This window comes from Kiloniella majae, from assembly GCF_002118315.1.
GTDB classification, from domain to species: domain Bacteria; phylum Pseudomonadota; class Alphaproteobacteria; order Kiloniellales; family Kiloniellaceae; genus Kiloniella; species Kiloniella majae.
Genome location: NZ_MTSZ01000002.1, coordinates 416,234 through 442,296, shown reverse-complemented (window position 1 = coordinate 442,296; position 26,063 = coordinate 416,234). Strand labels below are relative to the sequence as shown.

23 protein-coding genes are annotated in these 26,063 nt (G+C 45.6%); 13 read left to right on the top strand and 10 right to left on the bottom strand.

Annotated features, from left to right (window positions below):
• Positions 1-44 precede the first annotated feature (44 nt).
• Both BKB51_RS08175 and BKB51_RS08170 read left to right on the top strand, forming a co-directional pair.
• Entirely contained in the window at positions 45-2,975 is a 2,931-nt protein-coding gene (locus tag BKB51_RS08175) for a CHASE domain-containing protein (RefSeq protein WP_085900597.1), read from the top strand.
• Between the two features lie 432 nt (positions 2,976-3,407).
• Positions 3,408-4,100 carry a hypothetical protein gene (locus tag BKB51_RS08170; protein ID WP_085900596.1) on the top strand — a complete coding sequence of 231 codons (693 nt, stop codon included), beginning with the start codon at positions 3,408-3,410 and terminating at the stop codon, positions 4,098-4,100.
• A gap of 20 nt (positions 4,101-4,120) precedes the next feature.
• On the opposite strand, the gene BKB51_RS08165 is transcribed toward BKB51_RS08170, so the two are convergent.
• The gene (locus BKB51_RS08165; protein WP_198946679.1) at positions 4,121-5,089 is read right to left on the bottom strand and encodes a threonine dehydratase; all 969 of its coding nucleotides are present in this window, start codon (positions 5,087-5,089) and stop codon (positions 4,121-4,123) included.
• Between the two features lie 150 nt (positions 5,090-5,239).
• Between BKB51_RS08165 and BKB51_RS08160 the strand changes: the two genes are divergently transcribed.
• Positions 5,240-6,619 carry an aminotransferase-like domain-containing protein gene (locus BKB51_RS08160; protein ID WP_218043986.1) on the top strand — a complete coding sequence of 460 codons (1,380 nt, stop codon included), beginning with the start codon at positions 5,240-5,242 and terminating at the stop codon, positions 6,617-6,619.
• A gap of 8 nt (positions 6,620-6,627) precedes the next feature.
• Here BKB51_RS08160 and BKB51_RS08155 read toward each other — a convergent pair whose 3' ends face one another.
• On the bottom strand, positions 6,628-6,858 hold the full coding sequence (locus BKB51_RS08155) for a hypothetical protein (protein WP_085900593.1): 231 nt from the start codon (positions 6,856-6,858) through the stop codon (positions 6,628-6,630).
• A gap of 110 nt (positions 6,859-6,968) precedes the next feature.
• On the opposite strand from BKB51_RS08155, the gene BKB51_RS08150 reads away from it, so the two are divergent.
• Positions 6,969-7,919 (top strand): LysR family transcriptional regulator, encoded by a 951-nt coding sequence (locus BKB51_RS08150; protein WP_085900592.1) that lies wholly within the window; start codon positions 6,969-6,971, stop codon positions 7,917-7,919.
• Here BKB51_RS08150 and BKB51_RS08145 read toward each other — a convergent pair.
• The 3 genes from BKB51_RS08145 to BKB51_RS08135 form a co-directional block, all read right to left on the bottom strand.
• Positions 7,906-8,727 carry an iron chelate uptake ABC transporter family permease subunit gene (locus BKB51_RS08145; protein ID WP_179187900.1) on the bottom strand — a complete coding sequence of 274 codons (822 nt, stop codon included), beginning with the start codon at positions 8,725-8,727 and terminating at the stop codon, positions 7,906-7,908. The genes BKB51_RS08150 and BKB51_RS08145 overlap by 14 nt on opposite strands.
• A complete protein-coding gene (locus tag BKB51_RS08140) occupies positions 8,724-9,560 on the bottom strand; it encodes an ATP-binding cassette domain-containing protein (RefSeq protein WP_085900591.1) in 837 nt (278 codons plus the stop codon). Before BKB51_RS08140 ends, BKB51_RS08145 begins: the two co-directional genes overlap by 4 nt.
• A gap of 99 nt (positions 9,561-9,659) precedes the next feature.
• Positions 9,660-10,151, bottom strand: a complete 492-nt coding sequence (locus BKB51_RS08135; protein WP_085900590.1) for a Fur family transcriptional regulator — start codon at positions 10,149-10,151, stop codon at positions 9,660-9,662.
• 129 nt (positions 10,152-10,280) lie between these two features.
• Between BKB51_RS08135 and BKB51_RS08130 the strand changes: the two genes are divergently transcribed.
• On the top strand, positions 10,281-11,408 hold the full coding sequence (locus BKB51_RS08130; RefSeq protein WP_085900589.1) for a zinc ABC transporter substrate-binding protein: 1,128 nt from the start codon (positions 10,281-10,283) through the stop codon (positions 11,406-11,408).
• 166 nt (positions 11,409-11,574) lie between these two features.
• On the opposite strand, the gene BKB51_RS08125 is transcribed toward BKB51_RS08130, so the two are convergent.
• The 3 genes from BKB51_RS08125 to betI all read right to left on the bottom strand — a co-directional run bounded on the left by BKB51_RS08125 (position 11,575) and on the right by betI (position 14,168).
• Positions 11,575-12,000 (bottom strand): HIT domain-containing protein, encoded by a 426-nt coding sequence (locus tag BKB51_RS08125; protein WP_085900588.1) that lies wholly within the window; start codon positions 11,998-12,000, stop codon positions 11,575-11,577.
• Positions 12,001-12,044: 44 nt separating this feature from the next.
• Positions 12,045-13,511, bottom strand: a complete 1,467-nt coding sequence (betB, locus tag BKB51_RS08120) for a betaine-aldehyde dehydrogenase (RefSeq protein WP_085900587.1) — start codon at positions 13,509-13,511, stop codon at positions 12,045-12,047.
• 69 nt (positions 13,512-13,580) lie between these two features.
• Positions 13,581-14,168: a transcriptional regulator BetI gene (betI, locus tag BKB51_RS08115; protein ID WP_158090178.1), complete on the bottom strand. Its 588-nt coding sequence runs from the start codon at positions 14,166-14,168 to the stop codon at positions 13,581-13,583.
• A 359-nt stretch (positions 14,169-14,527) separates the two neighbouring features.
• Here betI and BKB51_RS08110 point away from each other — a divergent pair, with 359 nt between their 5' ends.
• The 4 genes from BKB51_RS08110 to BKB51_RS08095 all read left to right on the top strand — a co-directional run bounded on the left by BKB51_RS08110 (position 14,528) and on the right by BKB51_RS08095 (position 18,459).
• The gene (locus BKB51_RS08110) at positions 14,528-15,478 is read left to right on the top strand and encodes a choline ABC transporter substrate-binding protein (protein ID WP_085900585.1); all 951 of its coding nucleotides are present in this window, start codon (positions 14,528-14,530) and stop codon (positions 15,476-15,478) included.
• 190 nt (positions 15,479-15,668) lie between these two features.
• A complete protein-coding gene (gene choW / locus BKB51_RS08105; RefSeq protein ID WP_085900584.1) occupies positions 15,669-16,529 on the top strand; it encodes a choline ABC transporter permease subunit in 861 nt (286 codons plus the stop codon).
• Positions 16,530-16,549: 20 nt separating this feature from the next.
• Positions 16,550-17,749: a choline ABC transporter ATP-binding protein gene (gene choV, locus BKB51_RS08100; protein ID WP_085900583.1), complete on the top strand. Its 1,200-nt coding sequence runs from the start codon at positions 16,550-16,552 to the stop codon at positions 17,747-17,749.
• A 14-nt stretch (positions 17,750-17,763) separates the two neighbouring features.
• On the top strand, positions 17,764-18,459 hold the full coding sequence (locus tag BKB51_RS08095) for an HAD family hydrolase (protein ID WP_085900582.1): 696 nt from the start codon (positions 17,764-17,766) through the stop codon (positions 18,457-18,459).
• A gap of 130 nt (positions 18,460-18,589) precedes the next feature.
• Here BKB51_RS08095 and bmt read toward each other — a convergent pair whose 3' ends face one another.
• The gene (bmt, locus tag BKB51_RS08090; protein ID WP_085900581.1) at positions 18,590-19,675 is read right to left on the bottom strand and encodes a betaine--homocysteine S-methyltransferase; all 1,086 of its coding nucleotides are present in this window, start codon (positions 19,673-19,675) and stop codon (positions 18,590-18,592) included.
• Positions 19,676-19,994: 319 nt separating this feature from the next.
• Here bmt and BKB51_RS08085 point away from each other — a divergent pair, with 319 nt between their 5' ends.
• Positions 19,995-21,572 (top strand): hypothetical protein, encoded by a 1,578-nt coding sequence (locus tag BKB51_RS08085; RefSeq protein WP_085900580.1) that lies wholly within the window; start codon positions 19,995-19,997, stop codon positions 21,570-21,572.
• A 218-nt stretch (positions 21,573-21,790) separates the two neighbouring features.
• Here BKB51_RS08085 and BKB51_RS08080 read toward each other — a convergent pair whose 3' ends face one another.
• On the bottom strand, positions 21,791-22,264 hold the full coding sequence (locus BKB51_RS08080; RefSeq protein ID WP_085900579.1) for an Lrp/AsnC family transcriptional regulator: 474 nt from the start codon (positions 22,262-22,264) through the stop codon (positions 21,791-21,793).
• A gap of 232 nt (positions 22,265-22,496) precedes the next feature.
• Here BKB51_RS08080 and BKB51_RS08075 point away from each other — a divergent pair, with 232 nt between their 5' ends.
• The 3 genes from BKB51_RS08075 to BKB51_RS08065 are packed head-to-tail and all read left to right on the top strand — an operon-like array spanning position 22,497 to position 26,060.
• The gene (locus BKB51_RS08075) at positions 22,497-23,729 is read left to right on the top strand and encodes a 3-methyl-2-oxobutanoate dehydrogenase (2-methylpropanoyl-transferring) subunit alpha (protein ID WP_085900578.1); all 1,233 of its coding nucleotides are present in this window, start codon (positions 22,497-22,499) and stop codon (positions 23,727-23,729) included.
• 3 nt (positions 23,730-23,732) lie between these two features.
• Positions 23,733-24,746, top strand: coding sequence for an alpha-ketoacid dehydrogenase subunit beta (locus BKB51_RS08070; RefSeq protein WP_085900577.1), 1,014 nt, complete (start codon positions 23,733-23,735; stop codon positions 24,744-24,746).
• A gap of 3 nt (positions 24,747-24,749) precedes the next feature.
• Positions 24,750-26,060 carry a dihydrolipoamide acetyltransferase family protein gene (locus BKB51_RS08065; protein WP_085900576.1) on the top strand — a complete coding sequence of 437 codons (1,311 nt, stop codon included), beginning with the start codon at positions 24,750-24,752 and terminating at the stop codon, positions 26,058-26,060.
• Positions 26,061-26,063: the final 3 nt, after the last annotated feature.

The window sequence follows — 26,063 nt, the reverse complement described above, 5'->3', positions numbered from 1 at the left end:
GTGGTTCATTCTTAAACCCTTGCTTGGGAAATTTCTCGCTTAAAATGAGTGAAACGTATGGCGTGAATACAGACAATCCTGTTTCCGGTGATTTCCCCGATGGGACAGGTGATACGCCCATGATACCCGGTTTAATTATAATACTCTTGTTGGCCGTTGCGTATGGTGGCACTGGGTGGCTGGGACTAAGCTGGGCGATTGAAACCGGGTATGCTACGGCTATATGGCCTCCTTCAGGAATTGCTTTAGCTGCGGTTTTGCTTTTTGGAAACAGGGTGTGGCCCGGTATTTTTCTGGGAAGCTTTTGCGCTAATATTTTATCAGTAAATTCACTCGAATTACTTGCCAACGTTTCTTTGGGCTCATTTTTAGTTGCGATCGGTATTGCTGTCGGGGCAACGCTTCAAGCTTTGGCGGGACGGTATCTTGTTTATCGTTTTGGCGAGTATCCCAATAGACTGATTTCCTTTGATAAGATTATCCGCTTTTTTGTTTTTGCTGGCCCTCTGAGCTGTATTGTCAGTGCGATGATTGGTGTCACTGTTTTAGTGTTAAGCGGGATTATCGGTGCGGGTGATTGGTTTGCTACGACCCTTACGTGGTGGGGTGGGGATACATTAGGTGTATTGATTTTTACGCCTTTGATTTTGGTCTGGCGCCTTGATCATGAAAAGGCTGGATACAAGCGCCGGGCAATCGTTTCCGGAATTTTGCTTTCAACCTTTGCTTTAACGATTGTGTCCTATGGTTATGTAAGATCTATCGATAAATCCAATGTCATGTTTGAGCTGGAACAAAGTGCTGCAGATATGGCAAAGGAGTTAAACCTGACACTCAAAGGCCATATAAATATTTTACATGTACAAGAAGGGGTGTTTCATGCCGTTCAAGATGTCACCCCTGAACAGTTCCAAATTTTTTCTAACTCTACTTTAACTGATTTTCCTGCTTTACAAGCCGTTTCATGGAACCCGCGTATTACGGATATCCAACGTGCAAGAACAGAAAACAGGTTTGAGACATATTACGGGGAAGGGGCAGGTATTAAAGAGCGTGATGACCAGGGAAATCTTATTTCAGCATTGCCCCGTGATGAATATGTTCCTGTATTGATGATTGAACCTTTAGAGGCTAACAGAAAGGCACTTGGCTTTAACGTTCTTTCCAATCCTGTTCGCCGAGAGGCCTTGGATCTGGCGAGAGATACGGGCGAGCCGGTTACAACGGGGAAAATTACGTTAGTACAGGAAGGGGCAAGTCAGGCTGGTGTATTGGTTTTTCGACCGCACTATCGAAAAAATAGTGTACTTGATACCGTAGATGATCGACAACAAGCCCTGTTGGGGTATCACACAGGTGTTTTTCGTGTGGGGGATATTATAAAAACACTCTTTCCCAATATGGAAACAAGTGGTTTCCACCTTTCTCTGTTTGATCGATCTGCGAAAAGTGAAGAAGCAAGCATTTTATACTCTTCGTTATTAGATGATACCGGAGTAAAAAATGAGCAAACTGCTCAAAGCTGGACCTATGCTGTTAATATGCCTGGTCGTAATTGGGAGGTGAACCTCAGAATTCTTGATAGCTATTTTAAAGAGAGGTTACAAAAAAGTGGCTGGGAAATCCTTATTCCCGGATTACTCATTACTTCTCTTATCGGGTTTCTGGCGCTTTTGGGAACAGGCAGGCATTTGGAGCTGGAAACGAATGTTGAGGAAAGAACTAAAGAGCTTCGTGGTGAAATTGCAGAGCGGAAAATTGCTGAGAAAGCATTGATCGCTGCCAGGAAGGAAGCGGAAAGTGCTAACCTGGCGAAATCAGAGTTCTTGGCAACAATGAGCCATGAAATAAGAACCCCGATGACAGGCGTCATTGGTTTTGCGGATATGTTGTTGGAAGACAGGCTGAAACCTGAGAGCCTGGATAAAGTTGAACGCATTAAAGATTGTACAAATTCTTTGCTCAGGGTGATTAATGATATTTTGGATATTTCTAAGCTGGACGCTGGAAAACTGGAAATAGAGCGTGTTGATTTCTCTTTGCCAGAGCTTATAAGGGATGTTTTTTCACTTTTTAATCGTGGTAAAAGAGAAGGTGATGAACTTAAGCTTGAGCTGCGGCTTTCCGATGACTTCCCAAATGAAGTTAATTCGGACCCTACTCGAATAAGACAAATTCTGTTGAATTTAATTGGTAATGCTTTCAAGTTTACCCACAAAGGTACTTTGACTGTTGTTGGCGAGAGATATCAATCTGCAACAGGGCAAGAAATGTTTAAAATCTCTGTTATAGATACTGGCATTGGCATTCGTGAAGATGTGTTGCCCGAGCTATTTTCAGAATTCAAGCAGGCTGATGCTTCTATTTCTAGGAAGTATGAGGGAACTGGCCTCGGACTCGTTATCTGTAAGCGTCTGGCTAAACTTATGGGTGGGGAAATTGGTGTCGAAAGTACGTTTGGGCAAGGGAGTACTTTTTGGTTTACTTTGCCAAACATTGCCGCGACATCGTCTGTTCGTACAGATCAAATTAAAAAGAATACGGATGATTTTGAAACGGTGAGATCGCTACATCTTCTTATTGTTGAAGATAACAGGATCAACCAACGTATTATTGAATTTACTATCGAGGCATTGGGGCACACTTCAGAGCTGGCTGTAAACGGTCTTGAAGCTTTGGATGCTGTTAAGGAAAATGATTTTGATCTTATTCTCATGGATGTACGTATGCCGGAAATGAGCGGTCCGGATGCGACCCGGGAAATTCGAAAATTTGATACAGAGAAATCAGCAATACCTATTGTGGCCTTGACCGCTGATGCAATGAAAGAACACCAAGAAGAATATCGGGATGCAGGCATGGATGCGTGTGTTGCCAAGCCGATTAATCGAGGTGAGCTTGTCGAGGCGATCAACCATGTAATGGGTGAAGAGATACATCGCCCAGCAGAAGAGAAGAAAGTGTTGAAAGCCTAAGTTTGTAGCTGTTTGGTATGAGAGAATTAGACATAATGCTGGCAAAGAAAGTCGTATGTTTTATGCATCGATGTTGGGGAATGTAATCATTCGAAGCGCGAACAGCTTTTATTTCCAAGAACAAACCATCCATTATTTCTTCATATAATAAAACAACATACCCGTTGCCATAAGGCTATAAATTGAGGTATTACAGGAATTGGAAGGCGGCTTGACATTTTAGGTGTTTGTGTCAGGTTAGCTAAACTTGGGCTGTGGCATTTGCTACAGCCCATTTTTCTTTTAGATGATTTTCTCTCGGTCTTTTTTTTTATACTTAGATGTATTTTATATTTATTTATAATGGCTTAGCGGCGAGTAATCTAAAATTAAGATCCTTGCAGTAAAGTGGTGGCACCGCGTTGGTGGCAATTGATTACGGTGATGTTTTTCATGATGCGCTGGGTATTCGTTATCTCAATGCTTTCTATTTCTTCAGTGACGTTTGCTGAAGAGAAAAAAGACGATTGCCCTCGGAAGATTGCCAGTATCGGGGAAAGTGTCTTGGCGGATACCGGGGAGCGTATTCTCAAGAGTGTCTATAAAGCGCTTGGTTGTGAGATCGTTGTTCAAGCTTTACCTGGTCGGAGAGCTCTTGCTGCTTTTAACAATTCTTCTGTTGATGGTGAACTTTACAGACTGCGGATAGCAGAGAGTAAATACAAGCGGTCGTTTGTGCGCTCAGAAATCCCGATTTTTACAATTAACAACTCGTTATGGGCTCACCCAAATAAAGATCTAGCCGCTCAATTACCAATTGGTTACGTGCGAGGGATTTTATGGCAGGAAAAGTATATGGATGGGCGCCGTGGCAAGATATTTAACAGTGTTGAAGATGTTTTTCTCGCCTTTGATCATGGAGAGGTCGGTGCATTTCTATCAACTGATTTTTCAGTTGCTTCTTATCAAGCGGAAAAAGGGTTTCAGATTACACCTGTAAGATTTGAAAAAATTAACACCGCCTCCCTCTATCACTATCTGGGGGCTGAATTTTCCCCCTTTATGAAGCGCTTCTCCATGTTTATTTCGGCACATTCTTCGTTTTCTGAGCTGGAAATTCCCATGGACGGAGAGTTTGTTAACTAGCCTAGATTGTGTCGTGTCAATCAGCCGACTGGTGTGTTTCCTTCTAATATAGTTTTGAACATACTTGTATCGATGTTGCCACCAGTCAGAACGACACCAACTTTTTTGTTTTTTAACTGATCTCTTTCTTTTAATACAGCAGCAAGTGAAGCTGCTCCTGCGCCTTCTACCGCGTTATGTGTATCGCTGAAATATATTCTGGTTGCTTCGGCGATTTCATTATCGCTAACCTCAACAATTCGCTCGGCACCCTTAGAATAGATGCTATAGGCATCTGGTATCGGCGTGCGCACTGCCATGCCGTCAGCAAATGAACTAGCTGCTCCTGTATTGATGATTTTGCCACTTTCAAAAGATTTCTTTGCCGCAGGAAATTGGTCAGAAACCACACCGATAATTTTGGTTTTGGTCCCCAGAGCATTCCGTGCTGTTATGGTGCCACATATACCTGATCCACAGCCAATGGGAACATAGATGCTATCCAGATCCGGATGGGCTGTCATTAGCTCTAATCCATAAGTGGCAACGCCGAGCATGATCTGTTCATGGAAAGGGGGAACAACAAAAAGATTTCTCTCTTTTGCCAATCGTGTCACTTCAAGAAGTGCTTCGTTAAAGTCGGCCCCGTGTTCGATGAGTTCTGCCCCAAAAGCGCGCATAGCATTATTTTTTTCTCGAGAGTTCCCGTGGGGAACGACGATCACAGGTTTGATCCCTGCCATTGAGGCGGCAAAAGACTGGGCCTGGCCGTGATTACCGCGTGTTGCTGTAATGATACCCTGGATATCAGGGTGGTTGGTACGTAACCAGCTCATAAATGTCAGTCCACCACGTGCTTTGAAGGCACCGATTGGCGTGTGATTTTCATGCTTAACAACGACTGTACAGCCTGCTTTAGTGTTTATCTGTGGCCAGCTGTACTGCGGGGTCGCAGACATATGCTGGTAGATGTATTGTGCAGCGCTTTCAAGCTGTTGCTTTGTAAACATGATCATCTCTTTCTTAATATTGGGTCAGCAATCGAGTTTCTGTGGTCGGTGATGAGAACTGATTGTCTGTCATTACGGCTTTTAAAAGAGTAGCAACTTGATTGTGTGGTTCAATATTAATATTGTATGGCATACAATAAAATGGAAGCTATGTGGAAACCTGAATTAAATCCGGAAACAAAAACCAAGTACCTGGCAATTGTTGACGCCATTTCAAAGGCAATCCAAAAAGGTGATCTTTTGGCCGGAGAACGCTTGCCAACCCATCGTGATCTAGCTTGGGAGCTGAAGCTAAACGTTAGTACCGTTAGTCAGGCCTATAAAGAAGCAACAAAACGACATCTGATTGGGGGGGAAGTTGGTCGGGGAACCTATGTCCTGGCGACAAGCCGGGAAGCAGAGCTTTTTGCCCTTAAGGATTCTGGGAAAGATTCAGTTGCGAACGGGAGTTTTGACCTATCTACCAATATTCCTGCGGTACATCCAGACGATAGGAACGCGCAAAATTTACTGTTTGAAGCACTTGAGAGAGGAGCCGGAACTCAGGCTTTTTCATACCATTCATCTGATTTACTTATGCGGACCAGATTTGCGGCGAGTCAGTGGTTATCTTGGCGTGGTTATGAAGTGAAACCGAGCGACATTGTTCCCTGTGCCGGGGGACAGCAGGCACTCTTGGCGTCATTACTCGCTCTGTGCGAGCCTGGAGATAAAGTCCTCGTTGAAAAATTTACCTTTCCGGGGATGAAAGCCGTTGCTCGTCAGTTAAGGCTTAAGCTCGTTGGAATTGAATGTGATGAAGATGGCATCAATCCAGAAGGATTGGAAAAAGCCCTGATAACAAGTGGTGCGAAAATTCTTGTCCTTAACCCTAATTTGAACAACCCCACAGGCTTTACAACTTCAGAGCAAAGGTGCTCTGATATTGTTAAAATCATCAAGCGTCACGACATTGTTGTTATTGAGGATGATGTCTACGGGCCTTTGAGTGGGAATAGACCATTGTCTGTTCATTTACCCGACCACGCAGTTTTGATTTCAAGCCTTTCAAAGTCGGTTGCTCCCGGACTGAGATATGGGTTTGTTAGCGGGTGTCAGCGTCTTATTGGGCCTATTGATGCAGAGGTTCATGCAACGAATTGGGCCATGAGCCCTTTTATTGTTGAACTGGCAAACTTATGGATATTAGAAGGGCGTGCCTTCGCCAGGGCTGACTGGCAAAGGCACGAGGTTGAGGCTCGTTGGAGCCTCGCGAAATCGCGATTTAAAAAAATGGGAGCTGTGAACTGGGAGAAAACACCTTGCCCCCATCTTTGGCTCGCGGTTTCTGGTACGGCTAATGATGCTGCTAATAAGCTTCATGACGCTGGAATCGATGTGGTTTCGGGGGAGTTGTTTGCGACGACACCTCAGCCAACACATCACATTCGTATCTGCTTGACAGCCCCTGAAAGTCGATCACTGCTTAGTCAGGCAATTGATAAGGTGATTGAGTGCAATGTACTGTCAAGTTCATTGCGCTCAATCTAGATAAACTCTTAATGGTAGGTTGGTAAACGGGGGCGTTCTTCAGGTTTTACGTCCCAAAAACCGATATCTTTTTTGATATGCATTGGAAGGTCATGCATGTCTTTAAGAGTTGTGATGTTTCTCTTCTTATTAAATTTAAATATTTTTTTTAATAGGTTACGGATAGTCCATAAGCTGGTTCTATTTTTGATTGGTGTTGCAACGTAATGTGAATTGCATGGATTATTTGCGATAGCCATTTTGTCATATCTCCTTGTGGCTTCATTTCCTCTTGTTTCTAATGTGCGTAATGTCTGCTTGAATATCCAACTAAATTCTGATTACTATACATAAGGAGATTTTATGCATTATGACTTCAAAATTACCCCCGCTTTCATCGTTACGTGTTTTTGAAGCTGCGGCGCGTCATGGAAGTTTTACCCGAGCATCCGAAGAACTTGGGATGACGCAGGCTGCTGTCAGTTATCAGATGAAAATTCTTGAGGAGAGGGTTGGAACCGCCCTCTTTTTACGTAAGCCAAGACAGGTAAGTTTAACCGAAACTGGCCGTCGGATTGCCCCGGTTATAACCGAAGCTTTTGAGCTTCTGCGTAGCGCATTTGTTATGGCTGAGGATAGTAGCCAAAGACTATTATCCATTACTGCTGTGACAACTTTTGCCGCGAGCTTTTTGGCTGAGCGAATGGGGAGCTTTCAAATAAAGCACGACGACCTTGCTGTCCGTCTTGATACTTCTTTACCTCTTGTTGATTTTACCCGTGAGGAATTTGATGTTGGGATACGTTCGGGTGGTGGTAGCTGGGATGGTTTGGAATCTCATTTTTTGATCCCATGTGATTTTACGCCTCTAGTGAACCCGGAACTTGCTGAATCTATTGGTGGTATCCATCAGCCATCCGATCTTTTGAAACTACCGCTTGTTGGTATTTCAGATCCTTGGTGGAGAAGTTGGTTTGAGGCGGTTGGCCTACCTACTGATGATCTAAAGTGTCGTCAAAAAAGTGGTATGATGTTGCAATTGCTAGAGGCAAGGGCTGCTGAAGCTGGCCAGGGTGTGGCGATTTTAACGCCCGCATTCTTTCGTGATTCTTTAAAGCGCGGTACGTTGATGCAACCCTTTGATAAACTTTGTCGTGATGAGGGTTATGGCTATTGGCTAGCCTATCCTAAAGCTCGTAGAAATGTCCCTAAGATAAAAAAATTCCGCGAGTGGCTATTAGCTGAAATCAAAGAGTTTAATGCACGTGAAGAAGTTATTATTCAGGAAATGCGTGACTCCGGGCAGCTTATTTCCCTCTAGCTTTTGATGTTTGGCTTAGGATTAAACCACCAAAAATTAAACTGCTCAGAAAAAGTATAACTTCGGCAACAACAATGGATGGACCTGATGGTGTATCCCATTCCAAAGAGCCAAAGAGACCTATGATAATTGAGAGACTGCCGATCAGTGATGCAATAACTGCCATCTGTTCAGGCGTTTTGGCAAAGCGCCTTGCTGCAGCGGCAGGAATAATAAGTAAAGAGGTGATGAGAAGAACGCCAACTACCTTCATCGCAATGGCGATGACGATTGCGACTGTTATCATAAAGAGTGTCTGAATAAGAGTGACATTTATACCCTCAGCCCGTGCGAGTTCTTCATGAAGTGTCAGGGCAAGGAGATCTTTCCAGATATAGGCAAGGAGAGACAGGGCAACAACACCCCCACCATAAATCCAATAAATATCTTCATAATTTACGGCGAGAACATCCCCAAAAAGATAGGATAGCAAATCAACCCGATATCCTTGTAAAAGGCCAAGAACGACGAGGCTGATCGCAAGGCTGGAATGAGCCATGATTCCTAGTAATGTATCGCTTGCAATTCTTTTTTGATGTTGGAAAAGCGTAACGGTTAAGGCAATTACGATAGCTGTGCCAATAATACCAACAGTTAGGTTAAAGCCGAGTAACAACCCAAGCGCGACACCTAGCAGGGCAGAGTGCGCAAGCGTGTCCCCAAAATAAGCCATTCTGCGCCAGACTACAAAGCATCCCAGAGGCCCGGAAATCAAGGCAACACCAATACCCGCAACAAGTGCGCGTAGAAAAAAATCTTCCAATATCATGCTTCGTCCGACATTGTAGAGGAGTGGTCATGGTTACACTCATGAGAATGATCATGAAGGTGATGGTAAACCGCGAGGCCAGGTTTTGTCTGTCCACCGAACAGGGCCAGATATTCCGGGCTGTCACTAACCTGGGTCGGTGCGCCAGAGCAACAGACATGGCCGTTAATGCAAACCACACGATCGGTTTCCGCCATAACGATATGCAGATCGTGAGAAACCATTAAAATGCCAAAGCCTGATTGTTCTTTCAGTCGAGAGATGAGCTTGTAGAGTTCTGTCTGGCCTTGAAAATCGACACCTTGAACGGGTTCATCCAAAACCAGAAGATCGGGTTTCCTAAGAATTGCGCGCGCAAGCAGAACACGTTGAAATTCTCCGCCTGATAGGCTTTGCACGGCTTGTTTCAGGGTGTGATGAGCTCCGACATCTTTCAAGGCTGCCTCACGCTCGGAAAGGGGGCGTTTATCTGGTATGGACAAAAAACGTTCCACAGTCATGGGCATAATTGGATCAATATTAAGCTTCTGGGGAACATAGCCGATTACAAGGCCGTGTTTACGCCAAATTTCACCATCTGTAGGTTTTATTGCCTTTAATAAAGCGCGGAGTAGTGTGGATTTTCCAGCACCGTTTGGTCCGATCAGGGTAACGATTTCGTTTTTGTGAACTGTTAAACTGACATCATGGATAGCCGTTTTCCCACCAAATTTAATGGTCAGGTTTTCAGCATGAATTAGAGGTTCTCCACTGGGCGAAGGGGCTAGGTGGTCGTGCCCACAGCCACAGTTCAGATCACTTTCACTTGCTGGTTTCGCGATACTGGATGTCATGGTGTTATTTTTGGGGTGTTATCGTTTTGGGTCTTAAGCATGATCTCATGTGTTCGTGGAAAATTGTTGGTGCTTTAAAAGGGTGTTTAATTTTCTCTGTTACGCTGTGCAATCGGGGCACAGACCTCGAACTTCAAGCATTCGTTGCTCTGCTTTAAAGCCGAGCGTGTCCGTTTTTTCCAGAATTGCTTTATCAATCGTTGCGTCATGCACTTCTGCAGCGCAGCCGCAATCTTTGCAAATAAGAAACAGACCTGAATGCTCTTCTGCGGGGTGAGAACAACCAACAAAAGCGTTTAGAGATTCTATTCTATGGATAAGACCTTGTTCTAACAAAAAATCGAGTGCTCTATATACTGTCGGGGGGGCTGTCTTCCCGCTTTCTTGCGATAGCTTTGAGAGAACGTCATAAGCCCCGATAGGGTGGTGACTTTCCCAAACAAGTTCTAGTACACGCTTTCTTGCGTCTGTCAGGCGTACTCCACGCGAAATGCAGAGTTGTTCCGCTTCATCCAGAGCCGTGGTTACACAGTTCTTGTGGTCGTGGGTTCCACCACAAAACGAAAGTGAGACTGTATCAAAGTTTTCCATACTCTTTTCTTATCTTGTCTTGACAATGTTGTAAATGTTATAACATAACAAAATTAAAATTTATCACCTAAACTTTCTTTGACTTGTGGTTTTTTAATCGCAAGCAATACCTGAGGAATATTATTCTCTATGTCGAGACTTCATAACAAATTGCGAAATGGTGCCATCTTTGGGACTGTTGTCGGATCGATCACTTGCGGTACTGCGCTTTCTAGTTTTGCTGGCGAGCCGCCCAAGGTTGCGGTGTCTATCTTACCGGTTCATTCACTGGTTCAATCCGTAATGGAAGGTGTGGGAGAAGCTGAACTCTTGATGGATCAAGGATCTTCCCCACACGGCTACAGTTTGCGTCCGTCGCAAGTCAAGGCGCTGAATAATGCTGATCTTATTGTTTGGGTTGGGGAAGGATTGGAAACTTTTCTTGAGAAGCCGATTGCAGCAAGAAAAGAAAACGCGAAAGCGCTGGAATTGATGGAGATTAAAGGGGTTACCCTTTTGGAAAACCGTCATTCCGGACAATGGTCCGAAGGCGCTCACGATCATGATGAGCATCATGACGGTGAACATGAAGAGCATGAGGAACATAGTGACCACGACGAAGGCCATGATGATCATGCGCATGATAATGAACATGAACACAAAGATGAGCACGAGCACGAAGGTGAACATGAACACGAAGAAGAGCATGAACATGGGGAAGAGCATGTTCATCACGATGATCACGAACATGATCATGGAAAGTTCGATCCGCATATTTGGCTTTCAATTGAGAATGCCAAGGCCATTGTAAGTCGTGTTGGGGGCGAGCTAACGGAAATTGACCCTGATAATGCATCTACTTATCAAAGCAACGTCGAAAAGACGCTCGCTGATCTGGATGTTTTGAAACAAGATCTTAAGGGACAGATTTCCGGGTATGAGAAAAAGCCTTATTTGGTTTTTCATGACGCTTATCAGTATTTTGAAAATGAATTCTCTCTGTCAGCTGTGGGGTCGGTGACGATTGATGCAGAGCGTAAACCAGGGGCAAAGCGTATTTCTGAACTCAGGGATGTTATCCGGGACAGAAAAGCAGAATGCATTTATCAAGAGCCTCAATTTAAGCCTGTTGTGGTCGAGGTTCTTGCTGAGAATCTAGAGGTCAAAATTGGTGAGTTAGATCCGTTAGGAGCCAAACTGGAAGCAGGACCGGAAGCTTATAAAAACTTGATGTCGAGCCTAGGGGACAATTTGGTGTCTTGTTTGGCTAAGAAGTAAGCGCGTTTATTTGTTAGCTCAAAGCCTCAGCTAACAATGTGCATCTGATGGGAGCTCATTTGGATGCAGTTGTTTAGTTCGAAAAAGGAAACCGCAATCGGTTGGTGGGTATGGTAAGGCAGGAAGCCTGAGGAAAACAACTTGAGCTGAGCTCAGGGAGGCAGTTTTACTCAGGTGATTTGCGCCCACCTTCGATTGCGGTTTCAAGTTTAACTTTGATATCCTTTAGATCATCTGGTGTATAAGGGCGTGGTTCTTTTATGCCCCAGACCGGACCGGGCCAGGCCGCGTCACTTTCAAAGCGCGCAATGACATGGATGTGGAGCTGTGGAACCATATTTCCCAGTGCCGCAACATTGATCTTAAAGGCATTGCATTCTTCAGTAAGTACTTCTGAGACATACCTGATTTCTTTCATTACGGCAGAAAAGAGATCTTTTGGCAGGTCATGCAAATCACGAAGGTCGTTGTAGCGAGGTACGAGGATCAGCCAAGGATATTGGCTGTCATTCATAAGCAGAACCCGACAATGTGCGAGTTCTGTTATGGTCACCGTATCGGCTTGAAGGCGTTCGTGAAGTGCAAATTCCATGATGATTTAGCCTTTATCCCAGAAGGGTATCGCAGAAGAGTATTCTAGTAAGGGCAATCCACATCCCCCATCTCAACATAAACTGATTTCAGTTGAGTAAAGTGATTGATTGCTGCGGTGCCATTTTCACGACCAATACCAGATTGTTTGTATCCGCCAAAAGGCATTTCGATTGGCGTTATGTTATAATTGTTGATCCAGCAAGTTCCGGCTTCCAGGTTTTCAATCACGCGATGTGCACGATTGATATCCTGTGTAAAGACACCAGCAGCCAAGCCAAATTGTGTATCGTTGGCAGCAGCGACGACTTCATCTTCTGTATCGAAAGTTATAACGGACATAACTGCACCAAAGATTTCTTCCTTTGCGATACGCATGTCAGCCTTTACATCTGTGAAGATGGCTGGTTCGACAAAGCTGCCTTTTCCGAAACCTTCGACGGTGATTTGGTTTCCGCCATAGGCCAGGGTTGCGCCTTCTTTTTTGCCGATTTCGATGTAGTTTAGCACCTTTTCCATATGTTCTTTATGGATGAGCGAACCGACATGTGTTTCCAGATCCATGGGATCGCCAATAATCATCTTGGATGTGCGCTCAATGAGCTTCTTCAAAAAGGCTTCTTTGATGTCTTTGTGGACATATACACGAGTTCCGTTGGAACAGATCTCCCCCTGAGTATAAAAGTTTGCAAGCATGGCGGCTGACACGGCGTTGTCCAGATTTGCATCATCAAACACGATAAGAGGTGATTTTCCACCAAGTTCAAGCGTCACATGCTTGAGGGTTTTTGAGGCTGATTCCATCACGCGCTTCCCGGTCGGAACTGAACCGGTCAGGGAAATTTTCTCGATGCCTTCATGCTCGGACAGCATTTGACCAACGGGGCCCAAACCGGACACAACATTGAAAACTCCGTCAGGCAGGCCCGCTTCTGTATAGATTTCTGCTAATTTCAGTGCAGTAAGCGGGGTAACCTCAGATGCCTTGTAAATAACTGTATTGCCGCATGCGAGGGCAGGGGCGGATTTCCAGCATGCGATCTGGATTGGATAGTTCCATGCGCCGATGGCAGCACAGACACCCAATGGTTCTTTACGAGTATAGGCAAAGTTGCCGTTCGCGAGTTGGATATGTTCACCATTGATTGAGGCAGCGAGGCCAGCAAAGTATTCGATACATTCTGCACCTGATTCAACATCGACGCAGTTTGCTTCCTGCATTGGTTTCCCTGTGTCAGCAACTTCAAGAGCCGCAAGCTCGTCATTGCGTTCACGGAGTAGAGCAACGGCTTTTAAGAGAATACGGCTTCTTTCGGTGCCGCTCATTTTGGACCAAATCTTGAAACCGGCCTTGGCGGCTTCAACAGCTTTATCAACATCTGCTGCTGAAGCAATCTGGACGTTACAAATTACATCACCAGTCGCTGGGTTTATGGTCTCAAATGTTTCACCGGATGTGGCGTCTGTATACTTACCGTTTATGTAAAGCTGTTGAGTAGGAAGCTTTGCCATTGTTTTAATCCTCGAAATCGTAACGTATTGTTCTAATGTATCTGAATTGTTTAAATTTAGTGCCTTGAGTTACTTCTGATGAGCCAATATCTGACTGCTGATGTAACTTTCCATAATCGTGATGGCCTCTTTTGGGGTGACCCCGCCTTCTGTCAGGGCACAGCGTATCCAAAGCCCTTCGACCATGGCGGCTAAGCCCGTTGCAGTGCTGGCAACCATATGTTCGGGAAGCAAAGGTTTTAACGCGTGTTGAAAATTGCTTTGCATGCGTCGTTCATTGATTTTGTGCAGGCGTCCCAATTTTTCCGAAGTTGGGACCAAAGCCCAAAATGCCAGCCAGACATCAACTACGCCTGACTTGAACTGCTCATCTGAGAAGTTTGAATTCACAACAGCAAGTAGCCGTTCAATTGGTGTATTGGCGTGTTCCAGTTGCTTTTTTGTTTCTTCGCCTAACTTGCGCATTAGATATTGGAGTGTTGCCGTTAACAAGCCTGATTTATCATCAAAGTAATGAGCAACAATTCCGGAAGACAGCCCTGCACGTTTGCTTATTTTCGAAATGCTGGCATTGGTAAACCCTTCCTCGTGGATCATCGCAATTGTTGCTTCGATCAACTGGGTTTTCCGAATCTCTTCCATTCCGACTTTTGGCAAGATCTTGTATCCTTTTATCCAATGTTTCAGTTCTTGGGGAGACATTGAAACAAAAAATTTGTGTGTTTATTTCCTGTTTTTGTTACGCATTTTTTTGAACTTAGCTTTTGATTTGATTTATAAAATCACAGCATTTGCTCATGGCTTGGTGACTGCGTTATATCTATCAATAATTTATTTTGATTGAACGTTCAATCAAAATAAATTATTGATAGTGGAGTTACGACGATAGTTTCGATCGTACTAGGGAGTTAATCAGGCAAAGATCCTGCTAGAATAATAATGAACTTGCGGGTATCTTGCTAAAATCAATTAGAGCCACGGGGTCCTCTTGTGGCATAAAAAATGGAGACAAGTGAATGAACCTCAAACACTTGATTTCGGCTAGTACACTGGCCATCGCTGCAGCTGGTTTTACAACTGGGGCGCATGCTGCTGACCCAGCTAGCTGTCAATCTGTTACTTTTTCCGATGTTGGATGGACTGATATCACAGCAACAACTGCAGTAGCATCTGTTGTTCTGGAAGGCCTTGGCTATCAGCCGGAAACTCAAATTCTTTCTGTTCCTGTGACATATGCTGGTCTAAAGAACGGTGACGTTGATGTTTTCCTAGGTAACTGGATGCCAACGATGGAAGCCGATATCGCACCTTATCGTGATGAAGGTTCTGTTGAGACCGTTCGTGTTAATCTCGAAGGGGCCAAATATACACTTGCCGTTCCAACGTATCTTGCTGACAAAGGTTTGAAAGATTTTGCTGACATTGCAAAGTTCAAAGATGACCTTGATGGCAAAATCTATGGTATCGAGCCTGGTAATGATGGTAACCGCCTTATTCAGGGGATGATTGACAAAGATACCTTTGGTCTCAAAGATTTTGAAGTTGTTGAATCATCCGAAGCCGGTATGTTGTCGCAGGTTGCGCGTTCAACACGTCGTGAAAAAGGCGTTGTTTTTCTCGGTTGGGCTCCACACCCAATGAACGCAAACTTCGAGTTGACCTATCTTACGGGTGGCGATGACGTTTTCGGTCCTAACTTTGGTGGCGCAAATGTTCATACAAACGTTAGAAAAGGTTACGCAAGTGACTGCCCGAACATGGGTAAGCTTCTGGGTAACCTGGGCTTCACACTTGCCATGGAAAATGAAATCATGGGTGCCATTCTTGACGATGGTAAAGAAGGTCCTGTTGCCGCGACAGAATGGCTAAAAGAAAATCCAGGTGCATTGGATGCATGGCTTGATGGTGTTACCACATTTGATGGTGGCGACGGTCTTGCCGCAGTAAAAGGTCACCTTGGCCTTTAAGCTTTACGCCAAATAAGTTTTACTGAGGGCTGGCATTCTGTCGGCCCTCTTGTATGTTATATAAAAATAAAACCAGTGATGGAAATGTAGGTAAATAGATAAAGCTTTTTTACCTTGAAAGCTGGTAATAACGAAAAAAGAACACATAAGAAATCATTTATGGGTTCGCTTTGGAGCAGAGGGATTAGCAATGTCCGGCATCGAGCAGTGGTTAGTTGACCATAAAATTCCTGTAGGAAAATGGGGTGAAAGCTTTTTTGACTTTCTTATCGATAACTTTGCGGGATTTTTTGACGCAATAACTGATGGCGGTACTTTCCTGATTGATGGCACAGTGGACATGCTTTTGTTCGTACCATCGATTGTGTTGATTATCATGATTACTGGGCTTGCGCAGTACCTACAGCGGACATGGAAACTTTCCCTGTTTGTCTTCTTGTCATTACTGTTCATTGTAAACCTCGGTTACTGGACAGAGACAATTGAATCTCTTGTTCTTGTCGTTTATGCCACCGTTGTCTGTATGATTACGGGCGTTCCAATTGGTATCGCAGCAGCTCATCGCCCTTGGTTGTATTCTCTCTTGCGACCTGTTCTTGATCTTTTACAGACAATTCCAACGTTTGTTTATCTCATTCCTGCAATGACACTCTTTGGCCTCGGGATGGTGCCTGCGCTTGTTGCGACGGTGATTTTTGCGGTTGCCGCGCCCGTGCGTTTGACGCACCTTGGTGTCTCTTCTGTGCCTAAGCCTTTGATTGAGGCTGCTGAATCGTTCGGCGCCACTAAGAAGCAACTACTGTGGAAGGTCGAGATCCCATACGCTCTGCCCACGATTATGGCTGGTGTAACACAGTGTATTATGCTCTCGCTCTCTATGGTCGTGATTGGTGCTCTCGTAGGGGCAAGTGGTCTTGGTAAACCTGTTGTTCGCGCGTTGAATTCCCGTCAGATTGACATGGGGATTGAAGCAGGTCTTGCGATTGTTGTTGTTGCGATTTTGTTAGATCGTCTGTGTAAACAGCGTAATGCGCCGGTTGATGGTGCTTAAGGTAGGGATGGAACAATAAAATGACAGCTGTAGAATTTAAAAACGTCGATATTGTTTTTGGCGATAATCAGCAAGAAGCCATCCCAATGGTTGATGCAGGCAAAACACGAGAAGAAATTCTTGAGAAAACCGGATGTGTTCTTGGTGTCGCTGATGGGTCTATTAAAATTGAAGAAGGCGAAATCTGTGTTCTGATGGGGCTTTCCGGCTCAGGTAAATCAACACTACTACGCGCCGTTAACGGTCTGAACAAAGTTACACGTGGTGAAGTTCTTGTTCGTGATGGTGATGACCTCGTTGATGTTGCATCGTGTGATGCCAAAACACTACGTCATATGCGTATGGAACGAGTTTCCATGGTCTTTCAACAGTTTGCTCTGTTGCCATGGCGGACTGTGTCCGAGAACGTTGGTTTGGGGTTGGAGCTTAAAGGTATGCCCAAAGCCGAACGAGAAGCCATCGTCGAACAAAAGCTCAAGATGGTTAGTCTTGATCAGTGGAAAGACAAGTACGCTCATGAACTGTCTGGCGGGATGCAACAGCGTGTGGGACTTGCACGTGCATTCGCAACGGATGCAGATATTCTGCTGATGGATGAGCCTTTTTCGGCCTTGGATCCTTTGATCCGCGATCATCTGCAGGATGAACTGCTTGAACTACAGAGAAACCTCAAAAAGACGATTGTCTTTGTAAGCCATGATTTGGATGAAGCGTTGAAAATTGGCACGCATATCGCAATCATGGAAGGGGGCCGTATTGTTCAATATGGTGAGCCAGAAGAAATTGTTCTGAACCCTGCCAACGAATATGTTGCCGAGTTTGTTGCACATATGAACCCATTGAATGTTCTGCGTTGTGCGTCATTGATGACACCTGTTAGTGATCTTCGCAAAGACGGAGAGCGTATTATCCTGGATAAATACGATGCCTTTAAAGTGGCTCTGGATAGCAAAGGTGCAGTGCAGAAAGTAACTTTTGAAGACAAAGAAGAACTCCCTGTCTTTAGTTTTGGAGCGGATCATTCACTGGATGATATTCCCGATTGCAATATCGTGACCGCTTCCCCGGAAATAACGATGAAGCGCGCGATTGAACTTCGTCAATCAACAGGTAATCCTGTCTTACTGTCAGAAGAGGGCGTGCTTGTAGGTGTTGTTGGCGATGAAGAAATCTATCAAGGAATTCTTCGTCAAAGTTCGATTGCCGATGCGGCTGAATAAAGGGCTCTGATCTTATGGCGATTAAGGCAATCTTGTTCGACAAGGATGGAACCCTTCTTGATTACGAACAAAGCTGGATGCCCCTCAACAAAAAAGCGGCTTTGGTGGCTGCTGAGGGAGATGAAGAGCTTGCTGCGCAGCTTTTAACTGCGACTGGGTACGATGCGGAACAAGGTCGGGTTTTACCGGGTTCCATGTTGGCAGCGAGTAGCAATGGTGAAATTGTTGCGAAGTGGTGCGAATTTCTACCCCATGCAGATTATGATGTCTTAATTCGCAAGGTTGAAACGATTTTTCAGGAAGATGGGGAATCTGCCGCTGTAGCGGTAACGGATCTATCAGCGTTATTTGTCCGCTTGAAAGGACGTGGTCTTAAACTTGGCGTAGCCACAAGCGATAGTGAGCAAGGGGCGAGACGTTCTTTATCGCGGTTTGATTGTATCGATAAACTCGACTTTATCGCCGGCTATGATTCTGGTCATGGTCTGAAGCCAACTGCCGGTATGGTCTTAGGCTTTTGCAAGGCAATGGATGTGACCCCGGAAAATGTTATTGTTGTTGGTGACAATTTACATGACATGGAAATGGGGACGAACGCCGGGGTTGGTTTGAAGGTCGGTGTTCTGACTGGCACAACCGGACGGGAAGAGTTGTCAACACTTGCTGATCACGTGCTGACGTCGATCGAAGAGTTAGAGAGCCTGTTGTAATACTAGTTACCTCGCTTTTCTAATTAAAGACTTTGCGCGACCTTGTCGTGAGAATAAGAAAGGGGGCCTCAAATTGAGGCCCCTTGTTCTGTATGATGTGTGTGTTCAAGAAGTTCTTGAATGAACTTGGTTACTCTTGGCCCGGGAACTTACCATTATCTGCTGCTTTGCGTTTAGGATCGCGACCGCGACGTCGACGTCCACCACCGGTTTGTTCCGTTGGTTTTGCGCCTAAGGGGCCAGCTTCATTCATCTCGCGTGCGCCATTTGAAATTTCACCAAGTCGGGCGACGATTTCGTCCAGACTTGGTTTGGGGCCTCGCGTATGATTATCCAAAGCTTCACGCATGTGTCTGACGTGATTTGGGGATGTGCCACAGCAACCACCGATAATCTTGATACCAGAATCCACGGCAATTCTGGCATAGTCAGCCATCAGTTCAGGAGTGCCTGTGTAACGAATAGCACCATCAACGTATTCAGGGATACCACAGTTGCTTTTTGAGACCAGAACATCGCCTTCCTGGGCGCACATTGCCATATTTTGGAGTGCTGTCACCATTTCGGAGGCCCCAACGCCACAGTTGGCACCATAGGCGACAGGCACAGTTGAGAGTTCCTTGACGCGTCCGGCAAAGTCACCGGGGGTGAGGCCCATCATTGTGCGGCCGTTGGTATCAAAGCTTAGTGTGGTGACAATCGGTAAGCCGGTTTCGCTACATGCGGTCACGGCTGCTTCCAACTCTTCCGGTGCAGAGATTGTTTCCAGCCAAAGAACATCTGCGCCGGCCTCGGCAAGGGCCACTGCTTGTTCGCGAAATGCAGCTATTCCTTCTTCGCGTGTCAGTGATCCAACGGGTTCAAAGATATCGCCTGTGGGGCCCATTGACCCGGCTACAACCACTGGTCGGCCCGCTTCATCAGCGACTCGTTTAGTAATTTTAACTGCAGCTGCGTTTATTTCTGCGACGCGATTTTCTGCTTTGTGAAGCTTCATACGGTTTCGTGTGCCACCAAAGGTGTTGGTGAGAATAATGTCCGAGCCAGCATCAACAAACGATTTTTGCAGATTGTAGATTTTTTCTGGCTCATCAACGTTCCAAAGTTCGGGTGCATCGCCAGTTTCCAGACCTACTTCGAAAAGGTTGGTGCCTGTTGCGCCATCGGCAAGAAGCCAGTCGCGTGTTTTTAAGAGGTCTAGAAATTTATTGGCCATGGTTACTCGCCGCACAAAATTGATATTAGTATCTATTGAGGAAACTATGCTCTTTTTTTGTGCAACGCAAGCTATATCAGGATTTCTTTATATAGATTTTTGTGTTTTCATGATGTTTTCACAAGGAGATACAGGCTCGTGAAGCATTTGAGGCATAAAAGTGACATTTTTATTTCGCTATGGGTGGTTTTTTCCACAAAAAAAGTATAGATATATGCTGCTCGCGAAAAATTTCCCCGCAGCTTTGATTTCTATTTTCGGTGTTTTACTCATCGAAGGGGCGAATACGGGCACCGTACAAGGGTTGGAAAATAACTAAATGTCGACTTTAAAAGATCGTAAGATTGGCGCCGGCCGATCGGCTACTGTTTATCTGGATCATCTTCCTGATGGCCGTGCGACAGCGCGTAAGATATTTGTAGGCTCCACGTTGGCTGGCCTGGTTCACAATGTGATCTTTGGCGCGAACAACCCTTATATCTGGCATCAGGGATCAATCCTGGAAGCAGCCTGTCGCCGTCGTGTTCTTTCCGCTCTTATGAAGCTTTGGCTTCCCGGTAAACTTCGTATAGCAGAGATTATTTCCGTATCCTGGAATGAAGAATTCCGTGCCAATGAAATTACTATGGAATTCATTGATGGCCGGGCACCATCATTGCACCATCCTTATTCTTTTTTGAAAGAAACTGAAATTCAGGATCTCGTTGAGAATGTCATGAAGCCCTTACAGGGATTGCTTCTTGACGCAGGGTTTGACGGTCTTGCCTGGCAAGCCGGATATGGTAATCCCGTCGCGACCAGTAACTTCTTGCTGGAAACGACAGATGCTGGTGAAAAACGTTGGGTCTGGGTTGATCTGGAATCCGGTGTACCTGCGCTATTCCCGGCGAACCCTAAACTTCTATTTACGTACTACCTACAGCGTACTGTTGTTAATGGCCGTCCCCTTTATGATGATGTGGATGTTGCAAAACTTCGGGATTATATCGCGGTAAACAAAAATGCGCTTCTTGGGGTGATGAGTGAACAGGAATACGAGGCACTTTGTGTTGATGTATCCGGTCTTATTCATAAGCCTGATGACTGGCGTTTCATGTCGCGTCTGCAGCGGAGTATTCAGTCGAAGTTTGCTCGTGGTAAAATTTCAGAAGAAGAAACGCATTATTATAAAAAACATCCGTTGCGCTGGTATGGGCGGCAAGTCAAAGAAGGTTTGGGCAAAGTTATCGGGAAAGCCAAATCTTTGCTAACTGAGAGCAAACTGATCAAGCAACTTGGCAACCTGATGCCAAAAATTAAAGCCTTTATGTTCCTGCCTTCTTATAGAACGCAGTTGAGCAGGCTATTGGTTGGGCGCAGTATCGAAGACTGGCAAAAACGTCGTCAGCTTACCGAGCGTGAAGCCGATGTTTTGAAGCATGAAATGGAAAACAGCGAAAGCAGCCTTTATATTACAGACTTTGGCGTGCTGATGGCGCTGAAACCATTTGTGAAGGTTGCAACTCTGGCTATTGTCTTTGGGTTGGGGGCTTTTGATGTTATCGGCCTTTTAGGCGGTATTATTGGTTATTTCAGTGGTGGTGTAATCGTGCGTACGATCTATACGAGCTGTCGTATTATTGCCTCTACCGCTCGGGGAACAAGCCGCCCTTGGTTTGCATTGCTTTTGGGTTTCGTCCCGGTTCTCGGGAATGCAGCTTATCCTCTACAGCTATTGTATGAAGGCACACGTGGGGGGAATGGTGTCGCCAAGTTTATTATCTATGACATTATGGCTAGACTTGGCCGTGCCGTTCCGATCTGGGGTGGTCCTGACACATTGGTAGAGCACAAAGCCAATAGTATTGGCGATTTGTTAATCCGCCATCGTAATGCTTTACCGGAAGCTGCCGAATAAAAAACACCACTAAAAATAGTCGAATAGTTTTATGAAAATGGTCATCACATTATTGTGGTGGCCATTTTCGTATCTCTTTTGCTTGGGCGATGGTACTATAAATATTATGTTCAACTTATGCGGTAATGATGTGTCGTAGTTGATCGGTAGGTTCTTGGGGCAACGCAACAGGAGCAATAATGTTCAGGGTGCTTAGCTTTAATTGGGTTCTTGCATTACTAGGATGGTCTTTGTGGACTGGGCAGCGCATTTCTTTCTACAATGCTGCGCAGGGCAAAACGGGATCTTACGGCCCGGATTGTAGGAATGCGGGTCAGCTTTTCCTGAAGAAATTTTTCGAAGGCCATAAGATCTGTCGCAACAACCTTAAGCAAGAAATCTTGGCTACCTGTCATCAGGTAACATTCCACAACTTCTTCAAACTTATCTATTTCCTCTTCAAACTGCTTCAGGTTCTCCGACGCCTGTTTTTCCAGTTCAACCGAGACAAAGATATTGATCATATATCCAAGCTTGGTTTGATCTACCCGTGCGGCATAGCCGGTGATAACACCTTCATCTTCAAGCATTTTTACGCGACGGGCACAGGGGGTGGGCGACAAGCCCACACGTTCGGCCAGCTCAATGGAGCGAATACGCCCTTCGGTTTGAAGGATTCGCAAAATCTTTATATCAATCGCATCAAGTTCCATAAATCACTACTCATGGTGTATTTGTTAGAGAAAAATAGCTCAATTTGTTCTTTATAGTAACCATTTTGGGAATAATCACCAGCGATAATATGTCATAATTACTGTCAGAGATTATGTCCCGGATTACACTTGAGATTAAAAGTGTACTTAAAAACAAACCGAAATCGGCAAAAGGGGCTGAACCTAGGGAGCGACAAGTGCCAGAGAAAAATATCTTGGTGGAGAAAAATAGATGAGTGAAAAGAAACGGCTTCATCTTCATGTACCAGAGCCAGAGTTTCGTCCCGGAGATACACCGGATTTCTCCAATGTAACGATACCCAAAGCAGGTTCAGTAAGGCGTCCTGATGTTGATGTTTCGCCAGAAGAGATCAGAGATCTCGCCTATTCTATTATTCGTGTCCTGAACAGAGACGGGGATGCCGTTGGTCCTTGGGCTGATCTGTTGAGTGATGATGAATTGATCAGAGGCTTGCGTCATATGATGACGTTACGGGCCTTTGATGCGCGTATGATGATGGCACAAAGACAGGGAAAAACATCCTTCTATATGCAACATCTAGGTGAAGAAGCTGTCTCGACTGCTTTCCAGTGTGCGCTGGAAAAAGGGGATATGAATTTCCCGACCTATCGTCAGGCTGGTCTCTTGCTGGCGCAAGATTACCCAATGGTCAAGATGATGAACCAGATCTATTCCAACGAAGAAGATCCGCTTAAGGGGCGTCAGCTCCCGATTATGTACTCTGAAAAAGAGTACGGTTTCTTCTCTATTTCCGGTAACTTGGGTACGCAATATATTCAGGCTGTTGGCTGGGCGATGGCCTCGGCCATTAAAAACGATACCAAGATTGCTGCTGGCTGGATCGGTGATGGATCAACCGCAGAATCAGATTTTCATGCAGCATTGGTTTTTGCATCGACTTACAAAGCGCCTGTTATTCTCAATGTGGTAAATAACCAGTGGGCGATCTCTACCTTTCAGGGAATTGCAAAAGGTGGATCGGGAACTTTTGCCGCGCGGGGCCATGGTTTTGGCATTCCAGCGCTTCGGGTTGATGGTAATGATTACCTTGCTGTTTATGCGGTTGCAAAGTGGGCTGCTGAGCGAGCCCGCTTGAACCTTGGTCCGACTATGATCGAGTACGTGACCTATCGTGCTGGTGGGCATTCAACTTCCGATGACCCTGCTGCCTATCGTCCCAAAGAGGAGTCTGATGCTTGGCCATTAGGTGATCCTATTGAGCGTCTTAAGCTTCATCTGATTAGCAAAGGGATCTGGTCGGAAGAACGTCAATTGCAGACGGAAGCTGAAATTAAAGACACAGTGCTTGCCGCACAGAAAGAAGCTGAAAGTCATGGCACGCTCCACTCCGGGGGATCACCATCAACGCGTGATATGTTTGAAGATGTCTATAAAGAAATGCCGCCACACTTACGGCGTCAACGTCAGGAAGCGGGGATTTAATTCATGAGCAGAATGACGATGATTGAAGCCATCCGTGATGCAATGGATGTCATGATGGGGAAAAATGATGACGTAGTTGTCTTTGGGGAGGACGTCGGTTATTTCGGGGGTGTCTTCCGCTGTACCCATGGCTTGCAAGAGAAATACGGCAAGAATCGCTGCTTTGATGCACCGATTAATGAATCCGGGATTGTAGGTGCGGCGATTGGTATGGCGGCCTATGGTTTACGACCTTGTGTCGAAGTCCAGTTTGCTGATTATGTTTACCCTGCTTATGACCAGATCGTTTCAGAAGCTGCACGGTTGCGGTATCGCTCTGCGGGGGATTTTACCGCACCGATAACCATCAGAATGCCGACAGGCGGTGGTATCTTTGGTGGGCAAACACACAGTCAAAGCCCCGAAGCGGTCTTTACCCAGGTTTCCGGCCTGAAAGTCGTTGTGCCATCCAATCCTGCAGATGCCAAAGGGTTGTTGATCTCTGCGATTGAAGATGATGATCCCGTGATCTATCTGGAACCAAAACGTCTTTATAATGGGCCGTTTGATGGTCATCACGACCAACCTGTAACACCTTGGTCAAAACATGAGTTGGGTGAGGTGCCTGACGGTTACTATAACGTTCCATTGGGCAAAGCCAAAGTGACCCGCGAGGGGGCTGATGTTACGATTATTGCCTATGGCACGATGGTTTATGTTGCGGAAGCTGCGGTTAAAGAAACCGGGATTGATGCCGAGATCATTGACCTTCGGTGTTTGTTGCCTCTGGATGAAGAAACAATCATCGCGTCGGTTAAAAAGACGGGGCGTTGTGTTGTGGTTCACGAAGCAACTTTGACATCTGGTTTTGGCGGCGAACTCCTCTCTCGCGTTCAGGAAACCTGTTTCTATCATCTCGAAGCACCAATTCAACGGGTGACGGGATGGGATACGCCCTATCCTCATGCACAGGAATGGGCATATTTTCCCGGACCGGAAAGAGTTAGTCGTGCGTTAGAACAAGTGATGGAGGCCTGATCAATGGGTGAATATGTAATCAAGCTTCCGGATGTGGGCGAAGGTGTTGCCGAAGCCGAAATCGTTGAATGGGAAGTATCTGTTGGTGATGTGGTTCAGGAAGATGCTGTCCTTGCTGCTGTGATGACAGACAAGGCAACAGTTGAAATTCCATCCCCTGTAGAGGGGCGCATTATCTGGCTTGGGGCCGAGCCTGGGGACGTGATGTCTGTCGGTGCCCCCATCATCAAACTCGAAGTTGATGGTGAGGGGAACAGTACAGAGGAAAGCACATCAAAACCTCAGGTAGCTGAGCCTGAGGCGGGAAAATCAGAAAAAAAGGCAACTCAAAAGCAAGAGCAAACTTTTGTTGTTGAACCACCAAAGACAAAGGTGGAGATAGAAAAGCCATCAGCATCTCAAGTTCGTAAACAGCCGATTGGCCCGGCCAGGGCAGAAGGAGAAAAGCCCATTGCATCTCCTGCCGTTCGTAAACGTGCACAGGATGGTGGTGTTGATCTTCGACAAGTCACGGGAACAGGTCCAGCAGGACGCATTACTCACGAAGATCTGGATGCCTATTTTGATGGCAGCAGTGTTGCTGTTCATCCAAAAGGGGGGCTCGTCCCCAATACCTCGGTTTCCGAGGTTAAGATTGTTGGCTTGAGGCGTAAAATCGCGGAAAAGATGTCGATTTCCAAATCGCGTATCCCGCATATCACGATCGTTGAAGAAGTCGATATGACAGCCTTGGAAGAGCTGCGCGCGTCGTTGAATAAGAACAGATCCGAAGATCATCCTAAACTGACTCTGTTGCCGTTCTTGATGCGGGCATTGGTTAAGGCTGTAGCTGAACAACCCAACCTCAATGCAATTTTCGATGACGAGGCGGGTGTTGTTCATCAATACGGTGGTGTCCATATTGGCATGGCTGCACAAACACCGAACGGATTGGTGGTGCCAGTTATAAAACATGCGGAAGCAAGGGATGTCTGGGGCTGTGCGGCAGAAGTCAATCGTCTAGCAGCTGCATCCAAAGCGGGGACCGCAACACGCGAAGAGTTGAGTGGTTCTACCATTACCATTACATCGCTTGGGCCGTTGGGGGCGATTGCAACGACGCCAGTTATTAATCACCCGGAAGTCGCCATTCTTGGGGTCAATAAAATGGCTATACGTCCGATGTGGGATGGGACTGATTTTGTGCCACGTAAAATGATGAATATTTCTTCCAGCTTTGACCACAGGGTAATTGATGGTTGGGATGCTGCCGTTTTTGTACAGCGGATTAAATCCCTTCTTGAAACCCCGGCAATGATTTTTATGGAGGGCTAAGCC